Source organism: Pseudomonas moorei, assembly GCF_042846945.1.
In the GTDB taxonomy this organism is placed as follows: domain Bacteria; phylum Pseudomonadota; class Gammaproteobacteria; order Pseudomonadales; family Pseudomonadaceae; genus Aquipseudomonas; species Aquipseudomonas moorei.
On record NZ_AP035776.1, the window covers coordinates 172,358 to 188,527 of the forward strand.

Below are 16,170 nucleotides of genomic sequence, written 5' to 3' on the forward strand. Positions count from 1 at the left end.
CCAGGGCGCAATCGAACGCCCTGGGCCATTCAAGGAAACAACCACCCACAAAAGGAAAAGAAATGAAAAAGTATTTCGTGGCCCTGTCGACTGCCGCTCTGGTCAGCGTCGCACCCTATGCCCTCGCGTCGTCAACCGACCTGACGGTCACCGGCGTCATCACCCCGTCTGCCTGCACACCGAGCCTGTCCAAGGGCGGTGTCGTGGATAACGGCAAGATCTCGGCGAAGGATCTCGACCCCGTGCGCGATACGTTGATCGGCACCTATCCGCTGCAATTGGCGGTGTCATGCGATGGGCCGACTCAGTTTGCATTGAAGCCCATCGATCGCCAGGCCGGCACGGCCTCTATGGCAACCTGGTTCGGCCTGGGCCTGACCGACGCTGGCGAGAAACTGGGCTGGGTTCGCGTCGATGTCAAAAATGCCCTGGCAGACGGCGTGGCGGCACACGCCATCGACTCCGAAGACGAGGGTAAAACCTGGAAGGCAGCCTGGGTAACAAGCCCCGGATACCTCCTGTCAGTCGGTTCCACCACCGACCTGAGCACCCCGCTGTTTGTGAAAGACCTCACCATGGATTTCGAGGTCAACACCAACATCGCCCGCGCCGACAGCCTGACCCTGACCGACGAGGTGCTCATGGACGGTGCGGTGACATTTGAAATGACTTACATCTAAGCCCCGGCGCTGAACCACCCGCAGCGTCTGGGCGAGTGGTTCGGCTCACGTCTCCATCCTCTGTGCCTTTGCAACGGGGAATGGAAAGCAAACACCGAAAAGAAGCATTAACCAACATGAAAAACTATTTCGCTGCACTTTCCGCCACCGCACTGATCAGCGTCGCGCCCTTTGCCGTCGCGGCGTCCAGTACCGATCTGACCGTCACGGGCGTCATCACGCCACAGGCTTGCACACCGAGCCTGTCCAATGGCGGCATCATTGATAACGGCAAGATCTCCGCGAAAGATCTCAACCTGGACACCAACACCCGGGTGGGGGCCCATCCGATGCAATTGAGCGTGACCTGCAGCGCTCCGATGGCGGTAGCCCTGTATGGCATCGACAACCAGGCCAGCTCGACGTTGGCCGACAACTACTTCGGCCTGGGGTTTACCGCCAGGGGTGAAAAGATCGGAATCTTCCGGGCCGACATCAAAAGCGCCATGGCAGACGGCTCAACCTTAACGCCGATCCGCGCATATGATATCTCCGGGACCCGTCCAGACTGGGTTCGCATCGAGGTTCTGGGCAAGGATCAGTACACATCGGCAGGTACCAGCGCACCGGGCGGCAGGTACATCCCGAGCCCCGTAGAAAACCTCACGATGGATCTTGAGGTCGTGACTTACATCGCTCCAGCCAACAGCCTGACCTTGACTGACGAAATCAAAATGGACGGTTCCGCGACATTTGAATTGACCTACCTGTAAGCCCCTGACGCTGAATCACTCCAGGCGTCAAAGGGAGTGATTCAGTGCCCGATCAGATTTTTTCGCTGACGACCTGCACGTACAGCGCACGACCGGCCCCAAGGCCAGCGATGATCGCGCCCAGGCCAATCACCCCGAAGATCCAGCCCACCGCAGACCAGCCGCCGGTCCAGTCATGCACGATGCCCACCGCGAACGGCCCCATGGAGGCCAGGGTGTAGCCAAATCCCTGAGCCATGCTCGACAGGTTCGCCGCCACATGGGAATCCCGCGAGCGCAGCACGATCAGGGTCAAGGCCAGGCTGAACGTGGCGCCCTGCCCTAGCCCCAGCACGATCGCCCAGCCCCACAAGCCATCGAGCGGCGCATACAGGCAGCCGAACAAGCCGCCAAGGGTCAAGGCCATGACGATCACGATGGCCATGCGTTGATCCTGGCCGCGCGTGGCCAGCCAGGGCGCGGCCAGCGAGCTGACCAATTGCACAATCACTGAACCCGACAGCACCAGGCCGGCCTGGGTCGGCGTCAGGCCACGGCTGATCAGGATCGACGGCAACCAGCCGAACACGATGTAGGCCAGGGACGATTGCAAGCCCATGTACAAGGTCACTTGCCAGGCCAGTGGGTCACGCAGCAATCCGCGAACGCGGTAGGCAACGTTGTGCGCGCCGTGTTTCTGGCCGACTTGTGGCAACCAGAACAGCGCGGCAACCAGCGCCGGGATCACCCAGAAACCGAGGCCCAGTGCCCAGCTCCTGTCGAAATGCTCGCTCAGCGGCACGGTGGAACCTGCGGCCATGGCAGCGCCCAGGCACAGGGCCATGGTGTAGACGCCGGTCATGGTCCCGGCCTGTTTGGCGAAGTCACGCTTGACGATGCCCGGCAACAGCACGCCGATCACACCGATGCTGGCACCCGCCAGCACGCTGCCGGCGAACAGGCCGATCTCGCCAAAGGAACTGCGCAGAACGATCCCGCCGGCCAGGGTCAGGAGAATGCCCAGCACCACCCGCTCGGCGCCAAAACGTCGCGCCAGCAGCGGCGCCAGCGGCGCGAACAGCCCCAGACAGAGGACCGGCAAGGTCGTCAGCAAGCCCGCCTGGGACGCCGACAGTCCCAGGGATTTCGAGACTTCGCTGAGCATCGGCGCCATGCTCGACAATGCCGGGCGCAGGTTCAGCGCGACCAGAATCAGGCCCAGCAGCAATAGCCATGGCCGGCGCAAGACCGGATGGGTTTGCTGGACTTGTTCATCATCGGCTTCGGCGTCGATCAGCAGCTCTTCCAGCTCAGCCGTGCGTTTGGGTTGAGCGGTGCTGCCTGAATCGCTGGTCATGGTGTTCTCGCTTTCAAGGTTCATTGATCAACTGCCTCGACAAGGCTTTGGCCCGCTCCGGGTCGCGTTGCTCGACCGCATCGAGCAGCGCGATGTGCAGGTCGAACACTTCCTGTCGGCGCGGGACGATGTTCAGGGTCTGACGCAACTGCGCGCCGACCACGCTGGAGAAGTAGCGATACAGCTCGCTGAGGGTCGGGTTGTGTGCGGCGTCCACCAGACGGCGGTGGAACACCAGATCGCAGGCGATGTACGTATCGAGATCGCCGTGATAGTGACTGCCGCTGGCCGCCAGCGCCTCACGCAAGGCCAGCAGGTCTTCATCGGTACGACGCAAGGCCGCCAGGCCGATGGCCTCGACTTCGAGGATGTGCCGGGTTTCCCGGGCCTGCTCAAGGGAGCAACGGGACAGCGCCTTCAGCGTGTCCAGCGGGTCGACCACCGCCCGCAGGTAACTGCCGTCACCCTGACGGATTTCAATCAGGCCGGAAAACGCCAGCACCCGCATGGCTTCACGCACGGTGTTGCGGCTGATGCCCAGCTCGGCGGACAACTCCGGCTCGGTAGGCAAGCGCTGGCCCACCACCCAGACCCCCTCATTGATGCGCAGGCGCAATTGATCCAGGGCCTGATCGACCAGGGATCGTTTAACTAATGGAGAAATTTCAGACATTGGATTCGCCCTGTCATCCAATCATAGGATGAATTTTCTGACATGTTAGTCAGCTTGTTTCAGAACGGCAACCACCTATAGGAACGAGCTTGCTCGCGATGGACGTCAACGTTAACGATAAACGCCTGACGTCCCGCGGCGCGCTCTCGGTCATCGCGTGCAGGCTCGCTCCTACAGGGTCGCGGTTTTCTTTGGGTAAAAAAAACCCGGAACATGTCCGGGTTCATTTCACTGGCGAGCGTCGATCAATGCAGGATCTGGCTCAGGAACAGCTTGGTGCGGTCGTTCTGCGGGTTGTCGAAGAAGTCGTTCGGCGCAGCCTGTTCGACGATTTCACCCTTGTCCATGAAGATCACGCGGTTGGCCACGGTACGGGCGAAGCCCATTTCGTGGGTGACGCAGAGCATGGTCATGCCGTCTTCGGCCAGGCCGATCATGGTGTCCAGCACCTCTTTCACCATCTCGGGGTCGAGTGCCGAAGTCGGTTCGTCGAACAACATGATTTTCGGTTTCATGCACAGCGCACGGGCAATCGCCACACGCTGCTGCTGACCGCCGGACAGTTGCCCCGGGAATTTATGCGCCTGCTCCGGAATGCGTACGCGCTCCAGGTAGTGCATGGCGATTTCCTCGGCCTTGCGCTTGGGCATCTTGCGCACCCACATCGGCGCCAGGGTGCAGTTCTGCAAAATGGTCAGGTGCGGGAACAGGTTGAAGTGCTGGAACACCATGCCGACTTCACGACGGATCGCTTCGATCTGCTTGAGGTCGTTGGTCAACTCCACACCATCGACCACGATGCGGCCTTGCTGGTGCTCTTCCAGACGGTTGAGGCAGCGGATGGTGGTGGACTTGCCGGAACCCGACGGGCCGCACAGCACGATACGCTCGCCCTGTTTGACGTTGAGGTTGATGTCCTTGAGTACGTGAAACTGGCCGTACCACTTGTTCACGCCCTGCATCTGAATAATGCCTTCAGGGCTCACAGGCTGTTTGATTGCTTCGCTCATAAAAGAACTCCTAACGCTTGTGGCCAGTGTCGAGCTTACGTTCCAAATGCATGGAGTAGCGGGACATACCAAAACAGAAAATCCAGAACACCAGGGCGGCGAACACATAGCCTTCGGTGGCCATGCCCAGCCATTTCGGGTCGGCGGCGGCTTGTTTGACGCTGTTGAGCAAGTCGAACAGGCCGATGATGATCACCAGGCTGGTGTCCTTGAACAGCGCAATGAAGGTGTTGACGATGCCGGGGATCACCAGCTTCAGGGCTTGCGGCAGAATCACCAGGCCCATGCTGCGCCAGTAACCCAGGCCCATCGCCGCGGCGGCTTCGTACTGCCCCTTGGGAATCGCTTGCAGACCGCCACGCACCACTTCAGCCACGTAGGCCGACTGGAACAGGATCACGCCGATCAGGGCCCGCAGCAGCTTGTCGAAGTTCATGCCTTCGGGCAGGAACAACGGCAGCATCACCGAGGACATGAAGAGCACCGTGATCAACGGCACGCCGCGCCAGAACTCAATGAAGGTCACGCAGACCACACGAATCGCCGGCATGTTCGAACGACGACCCAGGGCCAGGATAATCCCCAGCGGCAATGCACCGGCGATACCGACGGTGGCGATCACCAGGGTCAGCATCAAGCCGCCCCATTGGCTGGTCGCCACGTTGGTCAGGCCGAAGAGGCCGCCATGCAACAGGAAGTAGGCAATGATCGGGTACAGCACCAGGAAGCTCAGGCCATACACCGCTTTATGGTGAAAGCGCGAGATGAACAGCGGTGCCACTCCGATGACCGCCAGCCACACGGTCAGGTCCACGCGCCAGCGCAGTTCCGGCGGGTAGTAGCCGTACATGAACTGGCCGAAGCGCTGCTGGATGAACACCCAGCAGGCGCCGGATTTGGTGCAGTCGGCGCGGGTGGTACCGACCCAGTTGGCGTCGAGGATCGCCCAATGCAGGATCGGCGGCACCACCAGGTAGATCAGGTAGAACGCAAACAGGGTCAGCAGGGTGTTGAGCCAGCTGGAGAACATGTTCGCGCGCATCCACGCCACCACACCGATGCTGCTGCTCGGAGGTGGCATGTCGGGTTTGAAGGTATGAGTACTCATGCGCTTTTCCTTACCGCTCGATGAGCGCAATGCGCTTGTTGTACCAGTTCATCAGCAGGGAAATGCTGATACTGATCGCCAGGTACACGCTCATGGTGATCGCAATCACTTCGATCGCCTGCCCGGTCTGGTTCAGCACCGTACCGGCAAACAGCGAGACCATTTCCGGGTAACCGATACCGGCCGCCAGCGAGGAGTTCTTCGCCAGGTTCAGGTATTGGCTGGTGAGCGGCGGAATGATCACGCGCAGGGCCTGCGGGATGATCACCTTGCGCAGGGTCGGACCGTTGCGCAGGCCGAGCGAGTGCGCCGCTTCGGTCTGGCCGTGGCTGACCGATTTGATGCCCGAGCGCACGATCTCGGCGATGAACGCCGCGGTGTACACCGTCAGGGCCAGGGTCAAGGCCAGCAGTTCCGGGATCAGCACCCAGCCACCGACGAAGTTGAAGCCTTGCAGCTTCGGCATTTCCCAATGCAGCGGTGCGCCGAAGATCAGCGCGCACAGCGCCGGAATCACCAGGAACAACGCCAGACCGGTCCAGAATTTGTGGAACGGTACGCCGGTTTCTTCGAAGCGTTTGTTGGCCCAGCGGCTCATCAGCACGATGGCGACGATAGCCACGATCACACTGACCACGAACGGCCAGAAACCGTCCGCCAGCTTCGCGGCCGGCATGTTCAGGCCACGGGCGCTGACGAAAAAGGTGTCGCCGAAGTTATGGCTGTTGCGCGGTCCCGGCATGGTCAGGAACACCGCGAAATACCAGAACAGGATCTGCAGCAGCGGCGGAATGTTACGGAAAACTTCCACGTAGACCGTCGCCAGCTTGGCGATGATCCAGTTCTTCGACAGCCGTGCCACACCGACGATGAATCCGAGGATCGTCGCCAGGATCACGCCGATGAAGGTCACCAGCAAGGTATTGAGCAGGCCGATGACAAAGACTCGGGCATAACTGTCCGATTCCGTGTAGTCGATCAGGTGTTGAGCGATGCCGAAACCGGCACTGCGCTCCAGAAAGCTGAAGCCCGAGGTAATGCCCCGGTGCTGAAGGTTGGTCTGCGTGTTATCGAACAGATACCAGCCCATCGAGACCACCGCGACAATGGTGATGATCTGGAATAGCCACGCACGCACTTTCGGATCGCTGAGACTGAGCCTCTGCTTCGGTGCGCCGATTGAATTTTGCATGAAGTGCCCCGCAAATAATGGAACAGAACATCACCCGGTGGTTGGCCCACCGGGTGATAGAACCATCAGCGCACTGGTGGTGCGTATTGAATGCCGCCAGCGTTCCACAAGGCGTTCAGCCCGCGGTCGATTTCCAGCGGAGTGCTCTTGCCGAGGTTTCTCTCGAACACTTCGCCGTAGTTACCGACTTGCTTGACGATCTGGACGACCCAGTCTTTTTTCACTTTCAGGTCTTTGCCGTATTCACCGTCGGTACCCAGCAGACGGGCAACGTCCGGGTTCTTGGTGGATTTGGCTTCAGCTTCGACGTTCTTCGAAGTGATACCTGCTTCTTCAGCGTTGAGCATGGCGTAGCCAGTCCAGCGCACGATGGCCAGCCACTCGTCGTCGCCGTTACGCACGACCGGGCCCAGTGGCTCCTTGGAAATGGTTTCCGGCAGAACCACGTAGTCCTTCGGCGAAGCCAGCTTGCTGCGCTGGGCGAACAGCTGGGACTTGTCGGAAGTCAGCACGTCGCAACGACCGGATTCCAGCGACTTGGCGCTTTCGTCGGAGGTGTCGAAAGTGATCGGGGTGTACTTCAGGTTGTTGCCGCGGAAGTAGTCGGAGACGTTGAGCTCGGTGGTGGTACCGGCCTGGATGCAGATCGTTGCGCCGTCCAGCTCCTTGGCACTCTTGACGCCCAGCTTGTTGTTTACCAGGAAGCCGATGCCGTCGTAGTAAGTGATGAAGCCCGGGAATTTCAGACCCATGCCCGCGTCACGGGAGCTGGTCATGGTGGTGTTGCGCGACAGGATGTCGATTTCGCCGGACTGCAACGCAGTGAAGCGTTCCTTGGCGTTCAACTGACTGAACTTGACCTTGGTCGCATCGCCGAAGACCGCAGCGGCCACGGCACGGCAGTAGTCGGCATCGATACCGACGATCTTGCCGGTGGAGTCTGGAACCGAGAAGCCAGGCAAGCCGTCACTGACGCCGCACTGTACGAAACCTTTCTTCTGCACTGCATCCAGGGTCGCGCCCGCCTGAGCGAACCCACTGACGCCGAGTACTGCCGCTGCAGTCACGACTGCCAGGGTGGATTTCAACATCTTCATTCAAACCTCCAGTTTTGCTCTTGTTGTGTCGGAGCGTGAGTCCAATCGCACCCTTTTGAGGCGTTGTTGACCCGTGTTGGCTTTTTTTAGGGTCAACCGACGTAGGACCGTAGCTATGAGTCTAGTAGGAGAAAATCCACATCATGGACAACTCACTTCTCACCAATCGGCCGAACGGGCTGTAGCCCTTTCACGTTCGCGAAGCCCGTAGCGGCCACTGGCGAACATCCATCACCGGATTTTTTGCTATCCCACGGTCAGCAGTACACTGATAGTGTTACCGCCAAGCGTGAGATGGGTTGCACCGCTTCCCCATAGCAAACCCCGTACCACACCGCTTGCAAAATCGTTTCAGGCACAGGTCAAGAGCAAAACTTGCAGCCTTGCGACATCTTATTAACAGATCAACCAGACGCGCACTCAGACCTCGCACTTAATGAGAGCGCATGCACAACATTGGAGCAGCCATGACCGAGCCCTTGATTCTAGAACCCGTCAAGCCCGCAGACGCCTGCGTCATCTGGATGCACGGCCTTGGCGCCGATCGCTACGACTTCCTGCCCGTCGCCGAAGCGCTGCAGGAAACCTTGCTGACCACCCGCTTCGTCCTGCCCCAGGCGCCCACCTGTGCTGTCACTATCAATGGTGGCTACGAGATGCCGAGCTGGTACGACATATTGGCCATGAGCCCGGCGCGAGCAATCAATCGCGAGCAGCTGGAAGCGTCGGCACAGCGGGTCATGGATCTGATCGAAGCACAGCGAGCCGCCGGAATAGACGCCTCGCGGATTTATCTGGCAGGTTTTTCCCAGGGTGGCGCCGTGGTTCTACACACCGCGTTCCTCAAATGGCAGGGCGCACTGGGGGGTGTCCTTGCCCTCTCTACTTATGCACCGACTTTCAGCGAAACCCTGGAACTGTCCGCCAGCCAGCAACGCATCCCGGTGCTGTCGCTGCACGGTCAGTACGATGATGTCGTGCAAAACTCGATGGGCCGAACCGCCTACGAGCATTTGAAGCAGCGTGGTGTCACCGTGACATGGCAGGAATACCCAATGGGTCACGAAGTGTTACCCGAGGAAATCCGCGACATAGGCGTCTGGCTCACCGAGCGTCTGCGCTAAACACTGCGTTTAAAAACACCCTTTGATCCATCCCACTACGCCGCGCCCGATTCTTGCATTACACTGGCCGGCGTATATTCCTTAACCAATTGATGAGATGACCGTGCTCAAAGCACTCAAGAAAATGTTCGGTAAAAGCGAGACTGAGCAACTCGCGCCAGTCCCCAGCGCTCCGTCTCACACACCCAGCCACCGCGCCGACGGTCATCAGCCTGGTCGGGCCGCCACCGCCGCGGCACCGAAACACGAGCCCAAGCCCGCAGCGGCCGAGCAGCCTGCGGTGACCACTGTCACCGAACAACCGCGCAGCGAAACGCCAAAACCCGCCAAACCGCGCCGCGAACCGAAACCAAAAGCCCCGGTGATCCCGTGGAAACTCGAAGATTTCGTCGTCGAGCCACAGGAAGGCAAAACCCGCTTCCACGATTTCAAACTCGCCCCGGAACTGATGCACGCCATCCAGGACCTGGGCTTCCCGTATTGCACGCCGATCCAGGCCCAGGTGCTGGGCTTCACCCTCGCGGGCAAAGACGCCATCGGCCGCGCCCAGACCGGCACGGGCAAGACCGCCGCGTTCCTGATCTCGATCATCACCCAGCTGCTGCAAACCCCGCCGCCGAAAGAGCGCTACATGGGTGAGCCACGGGCACTGATCATTGCGCCAACCCGTGAACTGGTGGTGCAGATCGCCAAGGACGCCGCCGACCTGACCAAGTACACCGGCCTCAATGTCATGACCTTCGTTGGCGGCATGGACTTCGACAAGCAACTCAAGCACCTCGAATCCCGCCACTGCGACATCCTGGTTGCCACGCCGGGCCGCCTGCTGGACTTCAACCAGCGCGGCGACGTGCACCTGGACATGGTCGAAGTCATGGTGCTGGACGAAGCCGACCGCATGCTCGACATGGGCTTCATCCCGCAAGTGCGCCAGATCATTCGCCAGACCCCGCCCAAGAGCGAGCGTCAGACATTGCTGTTCTCCGCGACCTTCACCGAAGACGTGATGAACCTCGCCAAGCAATGGACCACCGACCCGGCCATCGTCGAAATCGAAATCACCAACGTGGCCAACGAAAACGTCGAGCAGCACATCTACGCGGTGGCCGCTGCCGACAAATACAAACTGCTCTACAACCTGGTTAACGATAACGGCTGGGAGCGAGTGATCGTGTTCGCCAACCGCAAGGATGAAGTGCGACGCATCGAAGAACGCCTGGTGCGTGATGGCATCAATGCGGCGCAGTTGTCCGGCGACGTGCCGCAGCACAAGCGCATCAAGACCCTGGAAGGTTTCCGCGAAGGCAAGATCCGGGTGCTGGTGGCCACTGACGTGGCCGGACGCGGCATCCACATCGACGGCATCAGCCACGTGATCAACTTCACCCTGCCGGAGGTTCCGGACGACTACGTGCACCGCATCGGCCGTACCGGTCGCGCTGGCGCAGACGGCGTGTCCATCAGCTTTGCCGGTGAAGACGACTCCTACCAGCTACCGTCCATCGAAGAGAAGCTGGGTCGCAAGATCAGCTGTGAAACACCACCGACGCATCTGCTGCGTGCGGTTGAGCGCAAGCGCCCGTAACGGACGACTTGCAGAAAAAGGCGCAGCCGGCAACGGACTGCGCTTTTTTTTGCCCGGCTTTTTTTCAACGGGCGCTTGATCACGATATTTAAATGTCCATAATAGACAAATTAGTTTATTTCACTGCCCGGAGCCACCATGACCCACAGCCCCCACGTGATCACCCAACCGCAGGCCCGTGAATGGCTGGCCCAGGTCGACGTACCGCAAATCATGCGCAAGCTGTTCCGCGACCTCGCCGCCGGCCAGGCCGTGCAACCTGCGCAGCAACTGGTGGAGTTTCCCCAGGGCGCCGGCGACTTCATCAACTACCTGGGCGTGCTGGCCGAAGAAGGCGTGTACGGGGTCAAGACGTCGCCGTACATCGTGCGCGAACAAGGCCCGCTGGTGACCGCCTGGACCTTGCTGATGTCGATGAAAACCGGCCAGCCACTGATGCTGTGCGACGCCGGTGAACTGACCATCGCACGGACGGCCGCGACCACCGCCGTCGCCATCGATGCCCTCGCGCCGCCACAAGCCACGCGCCTGGCGATCATCGGCGGCGGCAAAGTCGCCCAGGCGCACGTGCACTACGTCAAAGGCCTGCGCGACTGGCAGTCCATCAGCCTGTACGCCCCGGGCCTCAACGAGGCCAGCCCGCAGGATCTGGCGCAGATCACAAGCCTCGACCCACGCCTGACCATCGTCGACAGCCGTGAAGCCGCCATTGCCGATGCCGACGTGATCATGCTGTGCACCTCGTCCGCCGGCCCGGTGATCGACCCGTCCCGCCTGAGCAAAGCGGCGCTGATCACCTCCATCAGCACCAACGCCCCGCGCGCCCACGAAGTACCGCCACAGAGCCTCAATGACATGCAGGTGTTCTGCGACTACCGTCTGACCACCCCCGGCTCGGCGGGTGAGATGCTGATCGCCGGCGAGCAACACGGCTGGGATAAAAATGCGCTGGTCGGCGACCTGGCCGATCTGCTGAGCGGCAAGGTGCAGCGCCCCGACTACGATCGTCATGTGTACTTCCGCTCCATCGGCCTGGGCCTGGAAGACATCGCGCTGGCCAATGCCATCTACCGCCTGCTGCCCTGACAACACATAACCCCTTGTAGGAGCGAGCTTGCTCGCGAAGGTGGATCAGGCACCACTGAGTCGTCTGACAGACCATCGCAAGCAGGCTCGCTCCCACATAGAGCATTCAAATCATTGGCATTTACGCCCCATCAGGAGACGTTCATGAGCCACGCAGACTTCATCATCATCGGCGGCGGGATTGCCGGCGCTTCCACCGGCTTCTGGCTGTCCCGGCACGGGCGCGTGGTCGTGCTCGAACGCGAATCCCATCCGGCCTATCACTCCACCGGTCGCTCGGCCGCGCTGTACACCGCCGCTTATGGCACGCCGCAGGTTCGCGCATTGACCCAGGCCAGCCGCGAGTTTTTCGACACCCCACCCGCCGGCTTCTGCGAGCATCCGCTACTGACCCCGCGCGGCGAGATGACCGTGGACTTCACCGGCGATCCGGCCGAGCTGAACAATCAATACCTGAGCGCCAAGGCCACGGTGCCCGAGATGCAATTGCTCAGCGCCGAGGAGGCCTGCGCCCGCCTGCCGATCCTGCGCCAGGAAAAAGTCCACGGTGCTATCTTCGACCCGACCGCCAGCGACATCGACACCGACGCGCTGCATCAGGGCTATCTGCGCGGTATCCGCCGCAACACAGGCCAAGTCCACACAGACTGCGAAGTACTGGGCCTGAGCCGCGATGCCGCAGGCGTATGGCACGTACAGACCCAAACTGAAACCTTCAGCGCACCGATCATCATCAACGCCGCCGGCGCCTGGGCGGACAAGATCGGCGAACTGGCCGGCGCCAAACCGCTGGGCCTGCAACCCAAGCGGCGCGCGGCGTTCATCTTTGCCGGTCCCGAAGGCGTGGACATTCATCACTGGCCGATGCTGGTCAGCCTCGACGAATCCTTCTACATGAAACCCGATGCCGGGATGTTCCTCGGCTCGCCGGCCAACGCCGACCCGGTAGAACCCCATGACGTGCAGCCTGAAGAGCTGGACATCGCCATGGGCATTTACCAGATCGAAGAGGCCACGACCCTGACCATCCGCCGTCCGACCCGTACCTGGGCCGGTCTGCGTAGCTTCGTCAGTGACGGCGATCTGTTATCCGGTTTCGACCCGCAGGTGCCAGGCCTGTTCTGGGTGGCGGCACAGGGCGGCTATGGCATCCAGACTTCGCCCGCCATGGGCCAGGCCAGCGCCGCCCTGGTGCGCGGCGAGGCCCTGCCCGAGCAACTCACGCGCTTCGGCTTGAACGCCGACATGCTCTCCCCTGCCCGCCTGGGTTGATTTTCGTCCTCAGGTGACGCGCCGACACGATTGCGGCACACTTTCAGAGCCCCGTTTTTCGGGGCGCTGAAGCTGCCCGGAGCCCCACGTATGAACGCCCCCGAAAAAGACCCGGCCCTGAACGACGCGTCCCTGGATAACTTCCGGGCGATTGCCGACGCCATCGCCACGCTGTTCTTTCCCCTAGCCGAAGTGGTGCTGCACGACTTGCGCACGCAAAAGGTCGATTACATCGCCAACAACCTGTCGAAACGGGAGATCGGCGACGACTCGGCGCTTGAAGACATGCTCAGCGACGATGTCAGCGAACGAAATATCGGGCCGTATGAAAAGCTCAATTGGGATGGTCAGAAAATTCGCAGCTTGAGCACCGTCCTGCGCGACCGCGAAGGTCATCCGCTGGCGGTCCTGTGCATCAACCTGAATATTTCGCTGTTTGAAAATGCCAAGGCGGCGCTGGACCTGTTTCTGTCGCCGAACAAGCTGATTCCGCAACCGGACTCACTGTTTCGCGACGACTGGCAGGAGCGCATCAATACCTTCCTGCATAACTGGCTGCGCGAGCGGCAACTGAGCCTGAACCTGCTGACCCGCGACCACAAACGCGAGCTGGTGCTGGCGCTGCACGCCGAAGGGGCCTTCAAAGGCAAAAGCGCTTCGAACTACGTGGCCAATGTGCTGAACATGGGACGGGCGACGGTGTACAAGCATTTGAAGGAATTGAAGGGCTAGAGATCTGCATCGGCAGTTCCGGCCTCATCGCTGGCAAGCCAGCTCCCACAGGTTCTGCGGTGATCACATCGTTGTGCACGGCGCAGACAATGTGGGAGCGGGCTTGCCAGCGATAGCGGACTATCAGTCGCCGTAAATATCCGACTTGAAGTACTTCTCGGAAATCTTCTGATACTCGCCATTGGCGCGAATGCCGTCGATGGCGGTGTTCAGTTCGCTGACCAACTCGGCATTACCCTTGCGCACGGCAATCCCGGCGCCCTCGCCGACGTATTTCGGGTCCTTCAACTCAGGCCCGACAAACGCGTAGCCTTTACCGCGCGGCATCGACAGGAAGTCATTGAGCGGAATGGTGTCGGCAAAAATGGCGTCGAGGCGACCGGCCGCCAGGTCCATGTAGATTTCTTCGTTGTTGCCGTAACGCTTGACGATGATGCCTTTGGGCTCAAACACCTCGGTGGCATAACGGTCCGTGGTGGTGGCGCGCTGCACGCCGACCGTCTTGCCTTTGAGGCTGGCGTACTGGTCATCCACCACTGCACCTTCCTTCATCACCAGGCGCGATGACGTGAAGTAGTACTTGTGGGTGAAATCCACCGACTTCTTGCGGTCGTCATTGATGGTCATGGACGACAGCGCCATGTCGATTTTCTTCACTTTCAGGGAAGGAATCAGACCGTCGAACTCGCCTTCAACCCACACACACTTGACCTTCATCTGTGCGCACAAGGCATTGCCGATGTCGTAGTCGAAGCCGACGATTTCGCCTTGATCGGTTTTGGAAGCGAACGGCGGGTAAGCGGCCTCGATACCGATGCGCAAGGTTTTCTCGGCGGCAAAAAGGCTACTGCACGCCAACAGGCTCAGGGCCAGACCGGTGATGAGGGGAAACTTCTTCATGTTCGTTCTCTCGCGGGTTGTTGTTGGTTTGGCAAGACAGAAGAAAGAGCTGAAACAGGGAAAGCCTTTTTTGTACTTATAATTCCATATTGGACTTTTACGTATTATCCGTCAATCAGACAAATGCAGTCCGTATCGGCCGGTGGTCGGGTGGCGAGGCGAGAACATTTTTGGTGGTGCAGATGACGCCATCGCGAGCAGGCTCGCTCCCACAGGGGGTCTGCGTACGACACAGATCAACTGTGGGAGCGAGCCTGCTCGCGATGGCTTGCTCGAGGAAGTCGCAGGAATTAATGCTTCCAGCGATCCGCCGCCGCATGATCACTGTCACGCCCTTCCACCCATCGCGGGCCGTCGCTGGTGTTTTCTTTCTTCCAGAACGGTGCGCGGGTTTTCAGGTAGTCCATGACAAAGGCGCAGGCGTCGAACGCCGCCTGGCGGTGCGCACTGGCGGCGCCGACAAAGACGATGGGCTCGCCCGGTTCCAGGGCGCCAATGCGATGCAGCACTTCCAGCTTGAGCAGCGGCCAGCGCTGCCCGGCTTCGCTGGCAATCTTGCCGAGGGCTTTTTCGGTCATGCCCGGATAGTGCTCGAGGAACATCCCGGCCACGTCGAGCCCGTCATTGAAGTCGCGCACGTAGCCGACAAAACTCACCACCGCGCCGACGCCGACATTGGCATCGTGCATGGCGTTGACTTCGGCTCCCGGATCGAACGCCGTGGACTGCACGCGAATCGCCATGGCTCAGCCCCCGGTCACGGTCGGAAAAAACGCCACTTCATCGCCCTCGCTCACCGGCTCGTCGAGCTGGCAGAGGTCTTCGTTGCGCGCGCACATCAGGTTTTGCTCGGTTAGCACTTCGGCGCCATCGCGCTGAGCCAGCAGCGCCCGCACATCGTCTACAGTGGCGAAATCGCCCTGGACCTTCAGCGCATCCACGCCAATCGCTTCGCGATAACGGGCAAAAAATTTCACCGTGATATTCATGGCTGATCCGCCTGGAAATGCCCGCTCTTGCCGCCGACCTTTTCCAGCAGGCGCACGCTTTCGATGGTCATGCCGCGATCGACGGCCTTGCACATGTCGTAGATGGTCAGCGCTGCCACACTGGCGGCGGTCAGGGCTTCCATCTCGACGCCGGTCTGCCCGGACAGTTTGCAGCGAGCGACGATACGCACGCTGTCCTCGCCCTCGGCACTGAGCTCGACTTTCACGCCGGTCAGCATCAGCGGGTGGCACAGGGGAATCAAGTCGCTGGTTTTCTTCGCCGCTTGAATGCCGGCAATGCGCGCCACGGCGAAGACATCACCCTTGGGGTGACCGCCGCTGACGATCATCTGCAGGGTTTCGGGCAGCATGCGCACCAGCGCTTGGGCCGTCGCCTCACGGAACGTCACGGCTTTTTCGGTGACGTCGACCATGTTGGCGCGACCTTGGGAATCGAGATGAGTCAGCACGGGGTTACTCCTGATCAGGAGCGTCGATTGTAAACCTGCGGGTCAGAATTCCGCACGCACGATTATCGGCCCACACAGCCCCCTGTAGGAGCGAGCCTGCTCGCGATGGACGCCAACGATAACGCGTACTGCCTGAATGATCGCGTTGTCCCTGCGTTTTTCGC

General features: G+C 60.5%; 17 protein-coding genes. 7 read left to right on the top strand and 10 right to left on the bottom strand.

The annotated features are described in order from the left end of the window. Positions 1-62: 62 nt before the first annotated feature. Positions 63-680, top strand: a complete 618-nt coding sequence (locus tag ACGJAX_RS00840; RefSeq protein WP_390957202.1) for a DUF1120 domain-containing protein — start codon at positions 63-65, stop codon at positions 678-680. 80 nt (positions 681-760) lie between these two features. After that, on the top strand, positions 761-1,432 hold the full coding sequence (locus ACGJAX_RS00845; protein ID WP_390957203.1) for a DUF1120 domain-containing protein: 672 nt from the start codon (positions 761-763) through the stop codon (positions 1,430-1,432). Positions 1,433-1,484: 52 nt separating this feature from the next. Here the strand turns inward: ACGJAX_RS00845 and ACGJAX_RS00850 are convergent, their stop codons facing one another. The 6 genes from ACGJAX_RS00850 to ACGJAX_RS00875 all read right to left on the bottom strand — a co-directional run bounded on the left by ACGJAX_RS00850 (position 1,485) and on the right by ACGJAX_RS00875 (position 7,848). Further along, on the bottom strand, positions 1,485-2,792 hold the full coding sequence (locus tag ACGJAX_RS00850) for a CynX/NimT family MFS transporter (protein WP_390957204.1): 1,308 nt from the start codon (positions 2,790-2,792) through the stop codon (positions 1,485-1,487). Continuing rightward, positions 2,782-3,441 (bottom strand): FadR/GntR family transcriptional regulator, encoded by a 660-nt coding sequence (locus tag ACGJAX_RS00855; protein WP_390957205.1) that lies wholly within the window; start codon positions 3,439-3,441, stop codon positions 2,782-2,784. Before ACGJAX_RS00855 ends, ACGJAX_RS00850 begins: the two co-directional genes overlap by 11 nt. Positions 3,442-3,686: 245 nt before the next feature. Further along, entirely contained in the window at positions 3,687-4,451 is a 765-nt protein-coding gene (locus ACGJAX_RS00860; protein ID WP_003171943.1) for an amino acid ABC transporter ATP-binding protein, read from the bottom strand. 10 nt (positions 4,452-4,461) lie between these two features. Then, positions 4,462-5,559, bottom strand: a complete 1,098-nt coding sequence (locus ACGJAX_RS00865; RefSeq protein ID WP_247256378.1) for an amino acid ABC transporter permease — start codon at positions 5,557-5,559, stop codon at positions 4,462-4,464. A 10-nt stretch (positions 5,560-5,569) separates the two neighbouring features. Next, a complete protein-coding gene (locus tag ACGJAX_RS00870) occupies positions 5,570-6,751 on the bottom strand; it encodes an amino acid ABC transporter permease (protein ID WP_247256377.1) in 1,182 nt (393 codons plus the stop codon). A gap of 65 nt (positions 6,752-6,816) precedes the next feature. Further along, on the bottom strand, positions 6,817-7,848 hold the full coding sequence (locus ACGJAX_RS00875; RefSeq protein ID WP_090324971.1) for an amino acid ABC transporter substrate-binding protein: 1,032 nt from the start codon (positions 7,846-7,848) through the stop codon (positions 6,817-6,819). Positions 7,849-8,315: 467 nt separating this feature from the next. On the opposite strand from ACGJAX_RS00875, the gene ACGJAX_RS00880 reads away from it, so the two are divergent. The 5 genes from ACGJAX_RS00880 to ACGJAX_RS00900 all read left to right on the top strand — a co-directional run bounded on the left by ACGJAX_RS00880 (position 8,316) and on the right by ACGJAX_RS00900 (position 13,647). Beyond that, positions 8,316-8,972 carry an alpha/beta fold hydrolase gene (locus ACGJAX_RS00880; protein ID WP_390960043.1) on the top strand — a complete coding sequence of 219 codons (657 nt, stop codon included), beginning with the start codon at positions 8,316-8,318 and terminating at the stop codon, positions 8,970-8,972. Between the two features lie 97 nt (positions 8,973-9,069). After that, positions 9,070-10,557 carry an ATP-dependent RNA helicase RhlB gene (rhlB, locus tag ACGJAX_RS00885; RefSeq protein WP_390957206.1) on the top strand — a complete coding sequence of 496 codons (1,488 nt, stop codon included), beginning with the start codon at positions 9,070-9,072 and terminating at the stop codon, positions 10,555-10,557. Between the two features lie 138 nt (positions 10,558-10,695). Beyond that, a complete protein-coding gene (locus ACGJAX_RS00890) occupies positions 10,696-11,643 on the top strand; it encodes an ornithine cyclodeaminase family protein (RefSeq protein WP_090324974.1) in 948 nt (315 codons plus the stop codon). A 144-nt stretch (positions 11,644-11,787) separates the two neighbouring features. Further along, the gene (locus ACGJAX_RS00895; protein WP_390957207.1) at positions 11,788-12,915 is read left to right on the top strand and encodes an FAD-dependent oxidoreductase; all 1,128 of its coding nucleotides are present in this window, start codon (positions 11,788-11,790) and stop codon (positions 12,913-12,915) included. Positions 12,916-13,005: 90 nt separating this feature from the next. Further along, positions 13,006-13,647: a PAS domain-containing protein gene (locus ACGJAX_RS00900; RefSeq protein ID WP_390957208.1), complete on the top strand. Its 642-nt coding sequence runs from the start codon at positions 13,006-13,008 to the stop codon at positions 13,645-13,647. A 123-nt stretch (positions 13,648-13,770) separates the two neighbouring features. Here the strand turns inward: ACGJAX_RS00900 and ACGJAX_RS00905 are convergent, their stop codons facing one another. The 4 genes from ACGJAX_RS00905 to moaC form a co-directional block, all read right to left on the bottom strand. After that, positions 13,771-14,547, bottom strand: a complete 777-nt coding sequence (locus ACGJAX_RS00905; protein ID WP_090324979.1) for an ABC transporter substrate-binding protein — start codon at positions 14,545-14,547, stop codon at positions 13,771-13,773. Positions 14,548-14,837: 290 nt separating this feature from the next. Next, positions 14,838-15,290, bottom strand: a complete 453-nt coding sequence (moaE, locus tag ACGJAX_RS00910; RefSeq protein ID WP_090324980.1) for a molybdopterin synthase catalytic subunit MoaE — start codon at positions 15,288-15,290, stop codon at positions 14,838-14,840. Positions 15,291-15,293: 3 nt separating this feature from the next. Beyond that, positions 15,294-15,536 (bottom strand): molybdopterin converting factor subunit 1, encoded by a 243-nt coding sequence (moaD, locus tag ACGJAX_RS00915; RefSeq protein ID WP_090324982.1) that lies wholly within the window; start codon positions 15,534-15,536, stop codon positions 15,294-15,296. Then, a complete protein-coding gene (gene moaC / locus ACGJAX_RS00920) occupies positions 15,533-16,006 on the bottom strand; it encodes a cyclic pyranopterin monophosphate synthase MoaC (protein ID WP_046820460.1) in 474 nt (157 codons plus the stop codon). Before moaC ends, moaD begins: the two co-directional genes overlap by 4 nt. Positions 16,007-16,170: the final 164 nt, after the last annotated feature.